Source organism: Roseburia sp. OM03-7AC, from assembly GCF_003462625.1.
In the GTDB taxonomy this organism is placed as follows: Bacteria; Bacillota; Clostridia; order Lachnospirales; family Lachnospiraceae; genus Roseburia_C; species Roseburia_C amylophila.
Genome location: NZ_QTZJ01000010.1, coordinates 25734 through 44112, shown reverse-complemented (window position 1 = coordinate 44112; position 18379 = coordinate 25734). Strand labels below are relative to the sequence as shown.

Genomic DNA, 18379 nt, shown 5'->3' with positions numbered 1-18379 from the left:
TTGTTTCACTCCCTGGCTAATATTTTCAGATAATGTATTCCATCCTGTCCTTCAATCTTATCTACCATCTGTGACAAATCTCCTGTCTCCGGCAGAATATCAATACTCAGTGTCAGGGATGCAATCCCGTTTACCGGTATAGACTGGTGGATAGTTAATATGTTGGCATGAAACTCTGCCACAATATTCAAAACGGTTGATAATAATCCCGGCGTATCATCCAGCTGGATTACCATCGTAATTGTTCTCCCCTTCGCATTGTCGTGAAATGGAAAAATATCATCTTTATACTTATAAAATGAACTCCGGCTGATATCTACCTGCTCGGCTGCTTCCTGTACAGATGTTACGCGTCCGGATTCTAAAAGACGTTTCGCTTCCACTACTTTCAGCAATACCTCCGGTACAGCCTTCTCTTTCAACACAAAATACTTCGTATTCTCTGCCATATTCCCTCCGACTGTTTGTGGTACAAACACAACTGTTCTCACCAGAAAGATGATAGCACATATATACAGCCATTACAAGTAAATTTCTCTTTTTTATACAAAAGTACCCATATGGAACCTTTTTCGGATTCCATATGGGTAAATTGACGAATTTTTATATTTGCTTTCCTTATCCGAAAGCTCTTAGAATTTACGGCTTCCGCCTCCGGTGCTTCGTCCTCCTGCTCCGGTATGTACTGTTGTTCTGCCGGAACTACTTCCGCCTCCACCAGAAGATTCCCTCTGGATATGACGATGGGTTACTACCTGATTTACAAAACGGTCAGTACGGTTTGTAAGATTTACATGGCTGTTCTTGTGATAATCATATTTATACTTATCAAAATGCAGGCGATATTTTCCAATGGTGATTCCACAGAATGCACCACCGATGCCCAATGCCACCAGTAAGGTAATCAGGATTTCAAACCAGGTCAGCGTATTTTTCTCGTAGTAATCATATTCCCCGGTTTCTTCATCGTAATTATACTGACCAGAAGGCACACCCTGTCCGTAATAATATTCTGCCTCATCAATCATTGCCTCCATGGCATCTGCATACTCTGCATCTCCCATATAATTGAAGCCTTCATCCAGAATACTTTCTACTCTTTCATCCGTATAATAGCGGTTTGCTTCTCCAAAATGAACCACTGCGATTTCACGGTTATCCATGTCAATGACAAAAGCAACGCCATCCATGCCGGTGGCATACTGGTCAAAGGTATTCTCTCCATACTCCTGGGAAGTATACCCCTGCGCATCCTCTGTGGTAAATGCATAAATTTCCCAGCCAGTCTCACTGGAAAAACCGCTGATTTTTTCACTGATGGAATCTGCTTCACTCTGGTCAAAAAGCTCTGCGTCATCATAGACGAAGTCTGCCTTTGGCTCTGATGCCATAACAGGAACAGCAAATAACATACTGCATAAAAGCAGTAATGGTACGATTATCTTTTTCTTTACCATATCAGCAGCCCTCCTAACAATCCAAGTACCAGCACTGCTGCTGATATGATTCCACTAACCAGAGTCAGCTTCTTATAATCTACCGGAAGTTCTCCACATACTTTTCCGGTCTGTCCATTCATGGAATAGTAATACATCTTGCCGTTATTGGCACGATAGGTGATGGTCCAGATTGGAAGAAGCACATAATTCCAGTTCTCACTGCCATTGGAAAATCCGCAGTTATGTACCTTCACACCGTCGTAGCCGGATACGCTTTCCCGCAAGAGCCTGGTTGCATAATCCTTTGTCTCTCGTCTGGCTTCCTCGGCTACGCCTTCTTTTTCAATATCACGCTTCTCTGCCTGGAAGCCGGAAAGATACCCCATGGAGAAATCCTTCATCTTGTCAAACTGATATGGCAGTACACCCTCTACCAGCTCTTTGTTGGCTTTCTGTAATGCATTCAGTTCCAGATTGGAAAGAGATACATCTCCGCCACGTTCTACTTCATAGAATTTAGTCTCGGTATATTCTTCATCCCCGGAACGCCATACCCGGACACGGGTTGCCTCTGCCGAAAGATTACCGTTCATCCTGGTATCATAAATCCAGAACGGGAAGTATACACCAGATAATTTATCAATTTGTTTCTTATTGAAAAATGCCTTTGGAACAAACTTTTTCCTGCCTACATATTCCATAAAACGTTTTTCTGCTTCTTTACGGTCAATTGCAAACGGAATGACCTTATTCGGCATATAGTTTCCGGATAATCTTCCGGAAAGCACTACCGGATTGTGGCAATAATAGCAGAAGGTTGCCGCCGTGGTTGCATCTGTTACAATCTGCGCACCACAGCTTGGGCAGGTATAAATGACTGCTTCTTCCTCTGTTTTCTTCTCTTCCTGTGTTCCGTCTGTATTCTCAGAAGCCTGGCTTCCATCCATGCTACCGGCAGTTTTTTCCTTTTCCTCCGCCGGCTTCATGGCATCCAGTTCTTCCTGTGTAAATTTTGAGCCACAATATTCGCATTTATATGCGCCGGAAGCAGGGTCAAAAATCAGTTCGCCATCACAATTCGGGCACTTAAAACTAATTACTGACATGCAGTGCTCCTTCCTCCATTATGGTCTCTGTTTTCCACAATTGCTGCAGAATTTTCCGGTATTTACAGTTCCACATTCGCAGGTCCAGTCTGCTGCCGGAGCCGGAGCCGGTTTTCCGCAGTTAGTACAGAATTTTCCGGTATTTACTGCTCCACACTCACAGGTCCAGTCTGTCTTTACTGCCGGAGCCGGAGCCGGTTTTCCACAGTTACAACAGAATTTTCCGGTATTTGTTGTTCCACATTCGCAGGTCCACTCATTGCCTGCCGGTGATGCTGCCTGCTGTGCCGGTGCTGCCTGTTGAGCCGGTGCTGCCTGCTGCACGCCTGCTGCTCCGCCTGCCATCTGTGCTCCATTATTCATCTGCTGGTTCTGCTGCATGCCTGCTGTCATCTGATTTAAACTGTCCATGCTGCTGTTGAATGCATTCATTCCCATTCCAACACCCATAAATCCGGTCATTGCACCTGCTGCATTAGAACCTGCATCACGGATACCTTCCGTAATATTTCCAACAGCAATACCACGCATTACATTCGGGTCACTACCCATCATTGCACCTTTGTTGCGCAGATTGATAAGGTTAGTGGATTCCTCGTCGTAAGAGATACTTGCAATACCTACTGCCTGAATCTCCATACCACGCATCTGGTTCCATTCCTCATCAAGAGTTTCTGACATGTATTTACTCAGCTCGCGTCCCTTGGATGATACATAGGAAATGCGGACACCATCTGCAGATAACTGGTTGATAGATGTCTGTAATGCTTCTAAGAATTCAGAGATATACTGTTCATTGATATCTGTGATTTCTACCCTGTCTTTGTTTCTTGGAATTGCTTCTGCATAGAAACGAATCGGGTCTACAATCTTAATGGAATAAGTTCCGTGTGCACGCAGGAACAATTCTGCATTGTAGAAATTATCAAAATAGTTAATCGGATTTCTTGTTCCGAATTTGATTCCCTTGATTTCCTGAAGGTTTATGAAGAATACCTTCTGTTTATCCGGTGTCTGACCACCAAATTTGATACGTGCGAAGGAATCTTTTAAAGTATCCTTTAACTGTCCGTTAAACAGGGATGGCAAAGAAGAATTATCTACTTTGTAATATCCCGGTTCTGCAGTATAGTCTACGATTTTTCCACCATCTACTAACATCATAAACTGATTATCATATACATGGATGATGGAACCATTAGATACGGTATCATCCGTTCCCTTTGTATTCTGTCCACGGCGAATCAACACACCTCTGGTAAAGACGGTCTGATCTCCCATATCATCCGGCTCGATTACCTCTAACCACTGATCTGCAAAACTTCCTCCAACTGCCTGTGCTACTGCTTTAATTAAACCCATAACAAACCTCCTGTTTTCTTATGTTATATATTTTCATTACACCTTTTGGTATGTAACTTCGTAAAAATGCTGCAGAGACCAAACCTGCATATTGATTGGTATTACTTCACTGCCACAGAACTCACAGTATTTCGCTCCAAGGGATGTAACCGGAGCACCGCAGTGCGGGCAGGTAAGTCCTACCCCTTTATCAGCACTGACTTTGCTCTCATCCTGGATATACATCAGTTCCATGTTGTACTTGGTCTGTTCTAACAAATCTTTTTTACCGGAAATCAGTTTTCCGTCTTTTTCTTTATAGTGAATATGCTCCACTGCACTCTGTAGTGTAATAATGCATTTACCCTTTTGTTTTTCATATCTGGCAATCTCAGTCTGATGAACACGGATACGTTCATATACCTCATTTACACCTGCTGTCTGATTCTGCTCAATTCTTGCTGCCACTTCTTCTTTAAGTGCTTCCGACAGGCTCTCTGCCCTTCCTATACTATGTGCGGAAATTGCCATCAATGACAATTTCAATGCATCTTCTGCCTTATTTTTAAACTGCACCCAGTTAAATTCCGGGAAATCCCGCTGTATCTGTGGTTCTAATAATCTTGTCATTCCGGATACGGAACATGGTGTCACAGACAGTTCCTCTTCCTGTTTCTTCCAGCCTTCCACTAAAGAATCTGTTCCAAAGAGATCCTGTGAGAATTTCCTTACTTTATTTTTCACATAGAAAACAACGCCTGCTATCACTCCCACAATGACAAGAATAATGACCAGTGGTATGATTACTTTTTCCATCTTACTCTCCCATCTTCTCCGGACAACCCAGTGACAGCCACTTTAAATATCCATTGATGAAAATATCAATATCTCCATCTAATACTGCATCTGTATTTCCCGTCTCTACGCCGGTTCTGGTATCCTTTACCATAGTATACGGCTGCAATACGTAGGAGCGTATCTGATTTCCCCAGCCAATTTCTGTGACTTCACCACGGATATCTGCTGCTTTATCTGCATTTTCCTGCTGTTTCAATAAATACAGCTTGGATTTTAACATCTGCATTGCCTTGTCTTTATTCATGTGCTGGGAACGCTCATTCTGGCAGGTTACTACAATTCCCGTCGGAAAATGGGTAATCCGGATTGCTGAAGATGTCTTATTGATATGCTGTCCACCGGCTCCGCTGGAACGGTAGGTATCAATCCTTATATCTTCATCCTTTACTTCAATATCAATGTCTTCTTCAATATCCGGCATCACATCACATGATACAAAGGAGGTCTGACGCTTTCCTGCCGCATTAAACGGTGAAATCCGCACCAGACGGTGTACGCCTTTTTCTGATTTCAGATAACCGTAAGCATTTTCTCCGTTTACCTGAAAGGTAATGGATTTGATTCCTGCTTCATCTCCATCTAAGGAATCCAGTACTTCAATGGCAAATCCTTTATCGGATGCCCATCTTGTATACATGCGGTATAGCATGGATGCCCAGTCACAGGATTCTGTTCCGCCTGCTCCTGCATGCAAGGATACAATTGCATTGTCTTTATCATATTCTCCGGATAACAGGGTTTTGATCCGAATCTTTTCAAACGCTTCTTCGTATTCCTTTATCTCTTCTTCAATCTCCGGAATCAGGGAAACATCATTCTCTTCATCTCCCATCGCAATCAGTGTTTCAATGTCAGAAAGTTTCTCTTCCAGCTGTGCACAGACTGCCACGTCATCCTTATAGCTTTTTAACTCTTTCATCTTCTGCTGGGACACTTCTGCATCATTCCAGAAATCTGGTGCTTCCATCTCCCGTTCCAATTCTTCGATTTTTTTTGACTTATCTGCTAAGTCAAAGTGAATCCCTCACTTCCTGTAGTGGAGCCTTATAGGTTCCCAATTTGTATCGGTATGCGTCCAATTCAACCACAGTATCACCAACTTTCTTATATTCTTATGATTTTCTGTATAACAAAGAATGTGCCTTGGCACATTCTCGCGCCTGCGCGGTCGCTTGCGACATCTACCTTATACGCCGCAGTGCGCATCCCCGCGGAGCGTTTTTTCTTTGCAGGAAAGCAATTTCCTGTAAAGTAAGAAAAACCACTATAAACATTATAGTGGTTTCCCGGCTTCGAATCAATTATATTTTCCTTAATATTGGTTGAAAAGTCTATTTTTCTGCTTTCCGTTTCATTTTTAAGAGCATTTCCTTATCCTCTTTGGTCACGCGATAGGATTCCCTGATTTTCTGTATCGTCTTATTGTAAGTCCAGTCATCCAGATGATTTGTCCTGAGATAGGAAAGTGTTTTATCCCGGAACTTCACAAAACACACGGACAAATTCCAGGCTACTGCCATTTTCACATAATAGGCATCCTGATGAATCTTATCCATCTCTTCTAAGACAAGGTCGATATAGTCTTCCGTAATAAAATGATCTAATAACATCACAACGCCAAACCGGATGAAAAATTCTTCATCACTGCGAAGATAAGGCAGTAAATATTCTAAAACTGCCTCCGGCTCTTTTCTGGCAATTTTTAAACTTGCACAGGTGCTGTCACATACCGACCAGTTCTTAATTTTTGGAAGAAAGGCATCAAGATACGGACGGATTCCTGTGAAATCACTTTTCACATAGCCTAAGGTCATGCCCTGCAACATGGTCTCTTCCATGGAATCATCCGATGCCTGTGAAAGGTAAGTCTGCCAGTCTCCTTTTGCTAATTCTTTTGCATAAGAACGAAGTAAGGGCAACCTTACTCCAAGCACATGTTTTTCCCCCGGAATCAATCCGGCGGAAAAGGTGCCAAAATCCGGTTCTGCCCATTCCATTAACTGCTGGCGAATCTTTTCATTTAATTCACTCATGATTTATCTCTGTTGTAATTTCTGTATTCTGTGCATTGTCATGCTCTTCCGCATCCTGATACATCCCCTTAAGTACGAGAATGGTAACTACCAAAAGAATTACTGCCACCACATAGCGAATGATAAGTTTTTTCTTCTCTTCGTTATTCATCTTCATTATTCTTCTCCGTTCAATACTTCAATGGCTTTTAATATCTGATTATCCTGCATCTCATCATAAGTACCCTCGGTATCTCCGGTGTACTCATATTCAATTTCAACATCCGGTGTAATTCCGGTTCCATGGATGTTATCACCGTTTGGTGTATAATATTTTGCTACCGTAAGCTTAATGGCACTGCCGTCCTTTAACTGCATGATATTCTGCACAATGCCTTTTCCAAAGGTTGTGGTTCCAATCAGTGTTCCATAATCAAAATCCCGGATGGCTCCTGCAAATATCTCGGATGCACTGGCGGAATTGCCATTGACTAATACTGCAATCGGCATATCAAGATAATGCTCTGCATCAGAAGTATAATCCTGACGGTTGCCATATTTATCTTCCGTATAAACAACAGTTCCTTCCGGAAGAATCATATCCAACATCTGCTGACAGGATACTACCATTCCGCCGCCATTATCACGTAAATCAATAACCAGCTTCTCCATACCCTGACCCTGTAAATCTGTAATTGCATCCGAAAACTGGGTTGGTGTATTCTCTGCAAATTCAGATACCTGTATATATCCGATATTGTTTTCTAACATTTTATAAGCTACTGTTGGAATATCTACTTTGGCACGGGACACATCAAATTCCAGATTTTCTGATTCCCCTTCTCTTTCAATTACCAGATGAACGGTGGTTCCCTCTTCGCCACGGATGTTGGTTACCAGTTCCGACAATTCCATAGAAGTGGCTTCAATATCATCTACCTTGACTATCTTATCGCCTTCTTTTAATCCTGCTTCCTGTGCCGGAGAATTATCATAAATATGGGTAACGGATACTTCCATGGTATTCTTATCCTGGGTAAGTCCTGCTCCGATTCCATAATAATTTGCATGGGTGGATATCATGATATCTTCATATTCTTCCGGGGTATAATACTCACTGTACGGGTCTCCGATCCCCTCAAACAAGCCTTTATACATTCCGTTAATCAAGTCTTCCTGATCCACATCTTCATAATAATCTGCATTAATCTGGTCTGCCAGATTATCAAGCTTATTGATGACATCCTTTGAAAGCAGATCACCATCTGATGCTGTTACCGTCTGGCTGCCTCCTGTTACGCCTTTTCCACCAATTACCACAGCACCACTGTAAATACCAATCAATAATACAATCAGCAATACCGCCATGACCGAAGCAGCACCGGTAATCGCACCACGCCAGTAAGTTCTTTTCTTTTCCTTTATTTCCTGCCTGATTGCTTCTGCTGAATTTGTCTCTTCCCTTATTTCGTCCATCTTTCTTCCTCTTTTACTATTTACTCAGATAATTCCATGGGCTTACATAGCTTCCATTTAAGGATACGCCAAAATGTAAATGATTTCCAGTAGATATACCGGTACTTCCTACCTGGGCTATCGTCTGTCCCGCCGTGACTTTATCACCGGTGGATACCAAAAGTGCCGAAGCATGCCCATATACTGTATATAGCCCGCTGCCGTGGCTGATCATTACATAGTTGCCCATTCCATTATTATAGCCTGCATAGGAAACCGTTCCATCTGCCGCCGCCACAATACTCGCACCATAGCTTGCCCCAATATCCAGTCCCTTATGATTAGAGGATGCTCCCTGGGTCGGAGATAATCGCGTTCCGTAATCACTGGTTACCCTGGTACTGCTCGGACACGGCCATACAAAAGCCCCGCCACTGTATACATCTCCGGGAGTCGTATCCGGAGTAGTTCCATTTTCCTCTGCTTCCTGTCTTCGTTTCTCTTCTTCCGCTTTTTTTCTGGCTTCCTCTGCCTGAATCTGCGCAATAATTTCATTCTGTGCATCAATCTCTGCCTGTACTGCATCTGCATCCGACTGTGCCACCGTAATGTCACTCTTTACCTTATCCAGTTCGTCTTCCTTGGCATCCATCAGAGCCTGCACGGTCTGCTGCTGGGATTCTACCTGTGCCTTCAATTCTTCCAGCTCTGTATATTCCTGTTCTAACTGTTCCTTGGCATCTGCCACGGTCTGTACACTGTCATTGTACTGCTGCAGCATATCTCTATCATATTCTGAAATCTGCCGGATATATTCTGCCTGATTCAAAAATTCTGCCATACTGCCGGATTGAAAAAATGCTTCCAGATATGACATTTTTCCACTATTTTCATACATGAACTGAATCCTTTTGCTCATAGCTTCTGCCTGGCTTGCCACATCCGCCTGGGCATCCTCTAATTCGCTCTGGGTGTCTGTAATCTCGGCACTCTTTTCCTCTAACTGTGCCTGTGTATTGGTAATTTCAAGAGAAATGCTTGTAAGCTGCTGATCTAATTCCTTTACCTTCGTCTGAATATCAGCCTTGGAATCTTTCAGCCCATCAATGACACTTTGGGCCTCCTCTAACTGCTTCTCTAAATTTTCTTTTTCCTTCTGTGCATCAGACAGGCTGCTGGCAGATATCTCCATCACCGGAGAAAGTAACATCACAGCTGTCAGTATTGCGGTTGTTACCTTTCTTCGTATCTTCATCTTATTCTCATCACCTTTTATATATTCAAAACAGGGTATCCCCGTGACTGCCCCAGTACACAGGCGATACCCTTTGTCCTTATACTTTCAAATGCTTCTTAATAGTCAGCCGGCTGCCAACAAATCCAATTCCCACTCCCAACAGCAGTGAAATTGGAACCAGACTGTGAAACAGTTCTGCAACCGGAATAAAATTCATAATATTATCTAAAAAGCTGAATTTGTCCGCTACATATACTATAATCTTGCCATACATGAAGTAAAGCAGAATCAGTGGCAATGCAGAACCCAGAAGTCCAATCAGCACACCCTCTACTACAAATGGTGCCCGCACAAAAGAATCCGTAGCTCCAATCAGCTTCATAATCGCAATCTCTTCTCTTCGTACCGAGATGCCAACTGTAACGGTATTACTGATTAAGAAGATAGCAACCGCAAGCAGGATTAAGATAATGCCTCCGGAAACATACGCAATCAGTTTATTAAAATCAGACAATGTATTTGCCACCACTGCAGAATGATGCACTTCCCTTACGCCATCTAAGGACTCTAAATATGTAACCAGTGCATCCTGCATGGAAACATCTTTCATATAAATTTCATAACTGGCAGAATTAGCAAGTGGATTCTCCGCAAATCCCTCTGCAGCTTCTTCTGAGCCACCAAAATATGTCTCTTTACACCTTTCCCACGCTTCATCTGCGGAAATAAATTCATAGCTGGCAACTTCCACACGCTTACTAATTTTATTACCAATCTCATCTATCTGTTCCTGCGAGATTCCCTCATTAAAGAAAACAGATACTGCAACGCCTTCCTCTGCCTCTTTTACCATTGACTGGAAGTTTTCTACAATCGAATAGAAAAGTCCAAACAAAAAGATACAGGCACACATGGTCGCAATAGATGCTACTGAAAACATTTTGTTACGCCAGATATTCTTGATACCCTGTTTTATTGAATAGAAAAACGAACTAATCCTCATCGCTGCAATCACCTTTCTCGTCACTGATAATGACGCCTTTCTTCATTGTGATTACACGTTTCTTCATTGCCTTGACAATCTCAAGATTATGTGTAACAACGACTACTGTCGTTCCCTTCTGGTTAATCTCCTCTAAGAGTTTCATGATTTCCCATGCATTATGGTTATCAAGATTACCGGTCGGCTCATCTGCCAGAAGAATCTTCGGCTGATTTACCAGTGCTCTTGCAATGGCAACCCTCTGCTGTTCTCCACCGGACAACTGTTTTGGATAAGATTTATATTTGGCAGCCAGCCCTACCATAGATAACATGGTCGGTACACTGCTTCTTATGAGCCTTGCCGGAGTACCTATTACCTTCTGGGCAAATGCTACATTCTCATATACATTTCTGTCTTTTAAAAGGCGGAAATCCTGGAACACAACACCTACATTACGACGATATTTCGGTATCTGTTTTCTCCGGATTGCATTTAAATTACGGTTGTTAATCGTAATAACCCCTTTGGTCGGCTCTAATTCTTTTAACAATAATTTAATCAGTGTTGACTTTCCGGAGCCGCTGTTTCCAACGATAAAAACAAATTCCCCTTCTTCTATATTAAGACTGATATCATTTAATGCCGGTATTCCTGCCGAATATGACTTGCTTACATGTTCAAGCTTAATCATGTGTTCCTCCTAAAACTACTGCTTAGTAATCCAATGTCTCCATATATTTCATGTATTTTACTACCATTAACGCAATTTTAAATGTAATGGCATCTTCAAATACCCGAAGGTCTAAGCCTGTGCTTTTCTGCAGTTTATCCAGACGGTATACCAGTGTATTTCTGTGTATGTATAACTGTCTGGATGTTTCTGAAACGTTCAGGCTGTTTTCAAAGAATTTATTGATGGTAGTAAGTGTTTCTTCATCAAAATCATCCGGAGATTTTCCATCGAAAATCTCTTTGATAAACATTTTGCAAAGTGGAATCGGGAGCTGATAAATCAGACGTCCAATTCCCAGTGCAGAATACGCAATAATATTCTTCTCTTCAAAGAATATCTTTCCTACATCCAATGCCATTCGGGCTTCTTTATAAGAACGAGATACTTCCTTAATCTCATTTACTACGGTACCATATGCGATATAAGCCTCGCAGTCTTCATCTGCCTTGAATAGATTTAAGATAACTTCTGCCGTTTTCTCCAAATCCTCATAGGTCTCATTTTCTGCAAGTTCTTTTACCACAATGATATTTTTCTCATCTACCGCTGTCACAAAATCCTTGGACTTGCCGCCAAAGATACTGCGTACTTTTTCCAGTTCATTTCCGTCCTTTTCCCGGTTGGTTTCTACAACATATACCACGCGGCGTACTTCCGTCTCAATATGAAGCTTCTTCGCACGGTTATAAATATCTACTAAAAGAAGATTATCCAATAAAAGATTCTTAATAAAGTTGTCCTTATCAAACCGTTCCTTATATGCTACCAGAAGATTCTGAATCTGGAAACCGGCAATTTTTCCCACCATATACACATCATCACTGTCACCATTTGCCAGTAAAACATATTCTATCTGATGATCATCAAAAACTTTAAAGAACTGGCATCCCTGAATCACCTGACTGTCTGCCGGAGATTCTACAAATGCCAATGCAGGATTGATATAATTATCTGCATCAGGAAATGTGGTTGCCAATACTTTCCCCTCAGTATCGATAATGCACATATCCACTCTTGTAATCCCTTTCAAACCGTCAATTGTGTTTTGAAGTATCTGATTTGAAATCATACTTTTTTCTCCTTCTCTTATCAATATCGCCCCAGTTACTGGACAACTTTCACAAAAAATCCGCATCCTTTTGTGAAAGATAAAACTCTTTGAATCTTATTTTAATGCAAAACGTCAAAAAAATAAAGAGGAAATGTGAATATTTTTATGCTAATATTCCAAAAAACCTTCTCCCAGCACTTCCCGGGCATCCGTCACAATTACAAAAGCTTTCGCGTCAAGTTCCATTACTATCTCTTTTAACTCTACAATTTCCTTTTTCGGCACTGCACAAAAGAGTATGTCCTTCTCATTTCCGGAATACATTCCCTTTGCATGAATCGCCGTAACACCGCGGTTCATCCGGTGCATCAGTGCATCTGCCACTTCAGCGGCATCTTCCGTAATGATATACGCCGCCTTGGAATATTTGATACCTTCCATAATTGCATCCGATACTTCCGTTGTTATAAAAATTGCCACCACAGCATATAACGCCGGCTTTACTCCAAAGAAAAACATTCCGCTTAACACAATAATACCATCTAACACCAGCATAATCTGTGCAATGGTATATTGTTTTAGAAAACGCTGTAATAAAGTGGCTACCATATCTGTCCCTCCAGTAGAGGACTTCGTCACCAGAACCAGACCGATTCCCGCTCCGGAGATGCATCCGCCATAAATAGCTGCCAGCATATAATCATCCTGGGCTATATTCCAGTGAGGCAGTACCAGAAGCCAGAAAGACAGCATTACCATTCCATATAATGCCCGCCACAAAAATTTCTTTCCCTTTCTTCTCCATGCGCATAAAAAAACCGGAAGATTCAACGCCAGGTTCGTAAACCATAACGGAATTCCTCCGGGAATCCATTTTACTGTCAGTTGTCTGATGAGAATTGCAACTCCGGTAAATCCACCAACAACCATTCCTACCGGGTCATAGATGGACTGAATTGCTATACCCATAAGGCAGGTTCCTGCTGTCATACACAAATAATCCACTATGGCCGGTCTTTTATATCCCAGACCCATAACCATCCGTTTCCTTTAATCTTTATTATATTTGTGTAATTTGCTCTGCAGTTTCTTCTTATGAATCAATCTGCCCGCTATCTGGGATATTCTGCTGATACGGGAACGCGGTGCATAATCACTGCTCAACCCATACCATATTTTAGCATCCAGTTTGCTTTTATTTTCTGTCAAAAACTGTTCCTGTAACGGAGACGGCAGAATGGAAAAAATAACATCTGCACTGGCACTGTTAATCTCATTTACCACACTTTCAAAGTCATTGGACTTTTCCTCTATCGCACAATGACCTGCCACCTCAATCTGTTCGTATTTTCCTACAAGGAAATGCTCCAGCTGTTCTTCCTGAGCAATGGTTTCTGCCAACAAAAATACTCTCTTATGGTTACGGATAATCCGCTTGATGAATTCCCGGAAGAAATCATGATTAATGGTCTCACTGAGCCGCTGGCTGGAATGAACATCTGCCGCAATCAGAATCTCCTTCTCTCCGATTACCGCAAGATCCAGCTGTTCAATGCACGCCCGCACCGTTTCATCCTGTCCTGCCAGTTCTAACATCTTCATATCTATGGTCTCTATGGTATTCATTATCGTGTTATCCAGATAATTTTCCACCTGCATCATTGCTTCACGGACTGTATAATTATCTACTTCTATTCCCAGTATATCGATTTTCTTTAACATCTTACACCTGTCTTATTCTGTGCATTTCCATGCGCTTTTATGCAAGTAGTATAGCAAAAGCTCCAGTTTTTTTCAACCATTGTGCAAATTTTCTGTAATAATTTTCTCAGATTGCCTTTTTACACTTTTGTAAATAAACTGACATTTTCAGACAATTTTATATGATTTTTTCAATATTGCAATGTCAATAGATTTTGTGTATTTTTTTGAAAAGTTATCAACTTTATCATTTGTTCACAAAACATCCGTTCTTATTTTTTGCTATGTAAACCTATATTTTTCTCCTTTTTTCTGTGGATAATGTGTATAACTTGGTGTATAACTCCTTTTTTTCGATATTTCCACATTTTTCGATGTGGATAACTTTTGGGACTTTTTTATGATTTCCAGCACTTTTTTTCGACGTTCTTTTCTTTTTTGTGCATATTGTATATTTTCAAAAAAGAAGTGTAAAATTGTCTGATTGCAATTTACACTTCTTTTCCGTCAAATGAATTTCTTTTCCACTTTTCAAAATAGTACCTCTTCCCCATATGTATATTTACATAATATCATATTCGTTCACATAACTATTTTGATTGGGAAATTGTATGAACAATTCCTTCTATTCTTTTTTCCAAAACTGCATCTGCGTCCAGGCTTCAGGCTCTGCAGACAGCTTCGATTTCTTCTAACTCTTCCGTGGTAAATGCCGGTGCATCTACAATCTTTAAATTATCTAATATCTGCTGCGGACGGGATGCGCCAATCAGAACACTTGCTACCGTCTCATCCTTTAATATCCAGCTTAATGCCATCTGTGCCAGTGTCTGTCCACGGCGCTTTGCAATTTCATTCAGGCTCTTAATCTGCTGCATTCTTGTTTCCGTAAGGTCGGATGCATGAAGGAATCTGCCATCTCTTTTAATCCGGCTGTCCTCCGGAATTCCATCGATATACTTATCTGTCAGCATTCCCTGTGCAAGTGGAGAAAATGCGATCACACCTTTCCCCTTCTCTTTTGCAGCTTCTAGCAAGCCATTATTCTCTACCGTACGGTCAAAGATATTATAGCGGTTCTGGTTTATCACAAACGGACACTTTAAATCTTCCAAGATTTCAGCTGCCTGTTTCATATGCACGCCATCATAATTGGATATTCCTACATATAATGCTTTTCCGCTTCTTACAATCTGGTCTAATGCCAGCATGGTTTCTTCCAATGGCGTATCCGGATCCATTCTGTGATGATAAAAAATGTCCACATATTCAAGTCCCATACGTTTTAAGCTCTGGTCTAAGCTCGCAATCAGATACTTCCTGCTGCCATGATCCCCATAAGGTCCCGGCCACATATCAAAACCTGCTTTCGTTGTAATTAACAATTCATCGCGGTAGGCATGCAATTCTTCCCGCATGATCCTGCCAAGATTACTCTCTGCACTGCCATATTCCGGGCCATAATTATTTGCCAGGTCAAACTGTGTGACTCCATGGTCAAATGCCGTAAAACACATTGCTTTCATGTTCTCATAATTATCATTGGTTCCAAAATTATGCCAGAAACCAAGGGACAATATTGGAAACAACAATCCGCTCTTTCCTACTCTTCTGTATTTCATGGTTTCATATCTTTGTTCTGATGCTGTATATTCCATCTGTGGTAACCTGCCTTTCATTCTATAATAATGCACCTCCGCCACTTTATTGGCTGATTTTATTATAATTGCAGTTTTTCCAGATAAAAATAGAATATCTTTTAATAACGTATCAAATTTTTATATCTGCTTTTTTCCAAATGTCTACCTGCAGTGTGCATCCTCGCGGAACGTTTTTTACTTTACAGGAAAGCAATTTCCTGTAAAGCAAAAAAAAGGACTGTTGCAACCGCAACAGTCCCTGTTTATCCTTTTCAATATTATTTCATCCTTAATTTTACCATAAACTACAAGAAACACGCTTTGCGAGTTTCTCGAGTTATCGCGGCGCTCGCCAAATCTGCATGCAAGCATGCGATTTTTCTCGCTACTCGCGTAAATCAAATCCGGACATCCTAGAAAATACGTCTTACAGAAAGAACTGGCTTATAGTCAATCGGTGATGTAAATTTGATTCCTGATGACGGTGTGCTGGCATGTACGATTGTGTTGTTACCAACATAAATTGCAACATGTCCACTGTAGCATACGATATCGCCCGGCTGCATCTGGTCTGTACCAACTTCATATCCGCAGCCTCTCATTGCTCCTGAAGAATGTGGTAATGATACTCCAAACTGTGCATACACACTCATTACAAATCCGGAACAGTCTGCTCCGTTTGTTAAGCTTGTTCCACCTGCTACATATGGATTACCAGCGAACTGGCTTGCGAAGTTTGCAACTGCTGCTCCATCAGATCCGGATGGTGCATTGTATGTAGATGTACCACCAGATGTAGTGGAAGATGAACTGCTGTTCTTAGCAGCTTTTTCTGCTGCTTTCTTTGCTGCTTCTTCTGCTGCTTTTCTTTCAGCCTCTTCTTTTGCAAGTCTAGCCGCTTCTTCTTCTTTGGATTCTGCCTGAACGAATTCAGTAGATAATGTTACATAATCAGCGGATACATATCCCTCGCCCTCTTCGATGGAAACTTTTACCCATCCATCTACGGACTCATCTGTAACTGTCAAATCATCCAGTCCTGCAACCATTCCAAGTTTCTTAGAATCGGTAGAAGGCTCTGTTCTCACAAACAAAGTAACTGCATCTTCATTTACCGTTGCCACACGACGTCCGACGGAACGGGCCAGTTCTTCATTGCCGACTACTACATATTCGCTCTTAACGTAACCGGTAACGGTACCGGATGTAATCTGATACCAGCCATCTACGGTCTGCTGGACGGTTGCTGCTGAATTATTATAAAGCTTACCAAGCACCTCACTGTCTTCTGATGCTTCGCTTCTGATATTTACATAGTTATCAACCTGTGCAATTGCCACATTTGCAAATGGATTTTCTTCTACCGGCTGTGCCTCTTCTGCTGTATCCTGCTGCGCTGCATCCCCTTCTGTAACAACAGGTGTATCATTATTCTGTGCAGTTGCCACATTCGCCTTTGCTACAAGCTCACTGCTTGCCATATAATTGCTGAATGTCAAAGAAAAACCTGCTACTAATGTGTCATTGGAAGCCCCCACTTCCATTGCTGAAGTAACACCTGCGACTGGTGCTGCATATGTTGTTGCATTGCTTCCAGTGATTAATAATGCGCTTGCGAGTCCGCAGGCTGTTAATCTTAACGCTTTCTTATACATAAAAACCTCCAAACCTAACGATTTGTTACAAATTTATTACATTTATTACAGAGTCATTATAGCGCAGCTAACCTGTCATGTCAACCTAAAATTCCCGCTTTTTTTACAACATTCTTTCCTTTCTTTTACGAAATCATTCCATCACTTTCCATAGAAGCAATGGCATTGGCGCCATCTGCTACTGCCGTTACGACCTGGCGCAGCTGTTTGGTTCTGACATCCCCCACTGCATATATGCCAGGCACACTGCTCCTTCCATCCTCTCCGGCTTTGATATATTCTGTATCATCCAATGCCAGATGCGGTATTACTTTTACGGTATTCGGCACCATTCCCACAGCAACAAAAATGCCATTTACCGGAAGCATTTTTTCTTCCTGTGTCTTCTTATTTAATATTTTGATTTTCTCTACCATTCCTTCACCGCAGATTTCCTCTACTACGGTATCATATAAAATTTCAATTTTTTCATTTGTCTGCACCTGCTCCGCTAACACTTTTGCGCCACGGAAACTGTCTCTCCGGTGAATGAGGTATACTTTTTCACAACCTCTTGCCAAAAAGAGTGCATCCTCTAACGCGACATCACCACCGCCTGCCACCGCAACAGTCCGATTCCGGAAAAATGCTCCATCGCAGGTAGCACAATATGAAACTCCCATACCGGTAAGTCTTTCCTCCCCCGGTACCCCAAGCTTCCGGTAAGATGCTCCTGATGCAATGATTACTGCTTTTGCTTCGTACTGGTTCTGATTGGTTGTTACTAGCTTCTTTTCCTGCTTATCCTCTACCGATACGACCTGTTCTTTTACAAAAGTCACGCCGCTCTTTTGGGCATGCTCCCGCATCTTCTGTGCCAGTTCAAATCCACCCACTCCTGGCAGTCCCGGATAGTTGTCCACTTCACTGGTATTGACAATCTGACCTCCGCTCATTGGCTTTTCTTCTATTATAAGTGTATCAAATTTTGCTCTTCCTGCATAAATTGCCGCCGACAGCCCTGCAGGGCCGCTTCCTATTATAATCACATCATACATGTTGTGGCTCCTCCATTTCTTCAGTAGGATAAGTATACCACCTTTTCCAAAATATATGAATGTTTCCTTGCTTTTTCTAATCTGCCATGCCATAATGAAAGTACATATCAAAGCAGAAAGGATGTGACT

General features: G+C 41.8%; 18 protein-coding genes. All 18 read right to left on the bottom strand.

Annotated features, from left to right (window positions below; translation table 11 throughout):
- Nucleotides 1–5 precede the first annotated feature (5 nt).
- The 18 genes from DXB39_RS13135 to trxB all read right to left on the bottom strand — a co-directional run bounded on the left by DXB39_RS13135 (nt 6) and on the right by trxB (nt 18343).
- Entirely contained in the window at nt 6–449 is a 444-nt protein-coding gene (locus DXB39_RS13135) for an ACT domain-containing protein (protein ID WP_022243550.1), read from the bottom strand.
- 183 nt (nt 450–632) lie between these two features.
- Nucleotides 633–1457 carry a TPM domain-containing protein gene (locus DXB39_RS13130; RefSeq protein WP_117842241.1) on the bottom strand — a complete coding sequence of 275 codons (825 nt, stop codon included), beginning with the start codon at nt 1455–1457 and terminating at the stop codon, nt 633–635.
- Nucleotides 1451–2545, bottom strand: a complete 1095-nt coding sequence (locus tag DXB39_RS13125) for a TFIIB-type zinc ribbon-containing protein (RefSeq protein WP_117842240.1) — start codon at nt 2543–2545, stop codon at nt 1451–1453. Before DXB39_RS13125 ends, DXB39_RS13130 begins: the two co-directional genes overlap by 7 nt.
- 18 nt (nt 2546–2563) lie before the next feature.
- Entirely contained in the window at nt 2564–3907 is a 1344-nt protein-coding gene (locus DXB39_RS13120; protein WP_117842239.1) for an SPFH domain-containing protein, read from the bottom strand.
- A gap of 36 nt (nt 3908–3943) precedes the next feature.
- Complete coding sequence (locus DXB39_RS13115) at nt 3944–4702, bottom strand: TIM44-like domain-containing protein (RefSeq protein ID WP_117696722.1); 759 nt, start codon at nt 4700–4702, stop codon at nt 3944–3946.
- 1 nt (nt 4703) lies between these two features.
- Nucleotides 4704–5832, bottom strand: a protein-coding gene (gene prfB, locus DXB39_RS13110; RefSeq protein ID WP_117696719.1) for a peptide chain release factor 2 whose coding sequence is annotated in 2 segments (ribosomal slippage) — nt 4704–5756 and nt 5758–5832 — 1128 coding nt in all. Because the reading frame shifts where the segments join, the coding sequence is not laid out codon by codon here.
- 243 nt (nt 5833–6075) lie between these two features.
- On the bottom strand, nt 6076–6777 hold the full coding sequence (locus tag DXB39_RS13105; protein WP_117842238.1) for a DNA alkylation repair protein: 702 nt from the start codon (nt 6775–6777) through the stop codon (nt 6076–6078).
- Complete coding sequence (locus DXB39_RS14805) at nt 6770–6934, bottom strand: hypothetical protein (protein WP_022243557.1); 165 nt, start codon at nt 6932–6934, stop codon at nt 6770–6772. Before DXB39_RS14805 ends, DXB39_RS13105 begins: the two co-directional genes overlap by 8 nt.
- Complete coding sequence (locus DXB39_RS13100) at nt 6934–8232, bottom strand: S41 family peptidase (protein ID WP_117842237.1); 1299 nt, start codon at nt 8230–8232, stop codon at nt 6934–6936. Before DXB39_RS13100 ends, DXB39_RS14805 begins: the two co-directional genes overlap by 1 nt.
- A 16-nt stretch (nt 8233–8248) precedes the next feature.
- On the bottom strand, nt 8249–9466 hold the full coding sequence (locus tag DXB39_RS13095; RefSeq protein WP_117842236.1) for a murein hydrolase activator EnvC family protein: 1218 nt from the start codon (nt 9464–9466) through the stop codon (nt 8249–8251).
- A 79-nt stretch (nt 9467–9545) separates the two neighbouring features.
- Nucleotides 9546–10451 carry a permease-like cell division protein FtsX gene (ftsX, locus tag DXB39_RS13090; protein WP_117842235.1) on the bottom strand — a complete coding sequence of 302 codons (906 nt, stop codon included), beginning with the start codon at nt 10449–10451 and terminating at the stop codon, nt 9546–9548.
- Nucleotides 10441–11124: a cell division ATP-binding protein FtsE gene (gene ftsE / locus DXB39_RS13085; protein ID WP_022243561.1), complete on the bottom strand. Its 684-nt coding sequence runs from the start codon at nt 11122–11124 to the stop codon at nt 10441–10443. Before ftsE ends, ftsX begins: the two co-directional genes overlap by 11 nt.
- Before the next feature lie 22 nt (nt 11125–11146).
- Nucleotides 11147–12235: a PucR family transcriptional regulator gene (locus tag DXB39_RS13080; protein WP_117696702.1), complete on the bottom strand. Its 1089-nt coding sequence runs from the start codon at nt 12233–12235 to the stop codon at nt 11147–11149.
- A 150-nt stretch (nt 12236–12385) separates the two neighbouring features.
- On the bottom strand, nt 12386–13207 hold the full coding sequence (locus DXB39_RS13075) for a YitT family protein (protein ID WP_330416554.1): 822 nt from the start codon (nt 13205–13207) through the stop codon (nt 12386–12388).
- A gap of 60 nt (nt 13208–13267) precedes the next feature.
- On the bottom strand, nt 13268–13939 hold the full coding sequence (locus DXB39_RS13070) for a WecB/TagA/CpsF family glycosyltransferase (protein ID WP_117842233.1): 672 nt from the start codon (nt 13937–13939) through the stop codon (nt 13268–13270).
- Between the two features lie 641 nt (nt 13940–14580).
- A complete protein-coding gene (locus DXB39_RS13065; RefSeq protein ID WP_117842249.1) occupies nt 14581–15576 on the bottom strand; it encodes an aldo/keto reductase in 996 nt (331 codons plus the stop codon).
- A gap of 395 nt (nt 15577–15971) precedes the next feature.
- Nucleotides 15972–17213, bottom strand: coding sequence for a C40 family peptidase (locus DXB39_RS13060; RefSeq protein ID WP_117842232.1), 1242 nt, complete (start codon nt 17211–17213; stop codon nt 15972–15974).
- A gap of 125 nt (nt 17214–17338) precedes the next feature.
- On the bottom strand, nt 17339–18343 hold the full coding sequence (trxB, locus tag DXB39_RS13055; RefSeq protein ID WP_117842231.1) for a thioredoxin-disulfide reductase: 1005 nt from the start codon (nt 18341–18343) through the stop codon (nt 17339–17341).
- Nucleotides 18344–18379 lie beyond the last annotated feature (36 nt).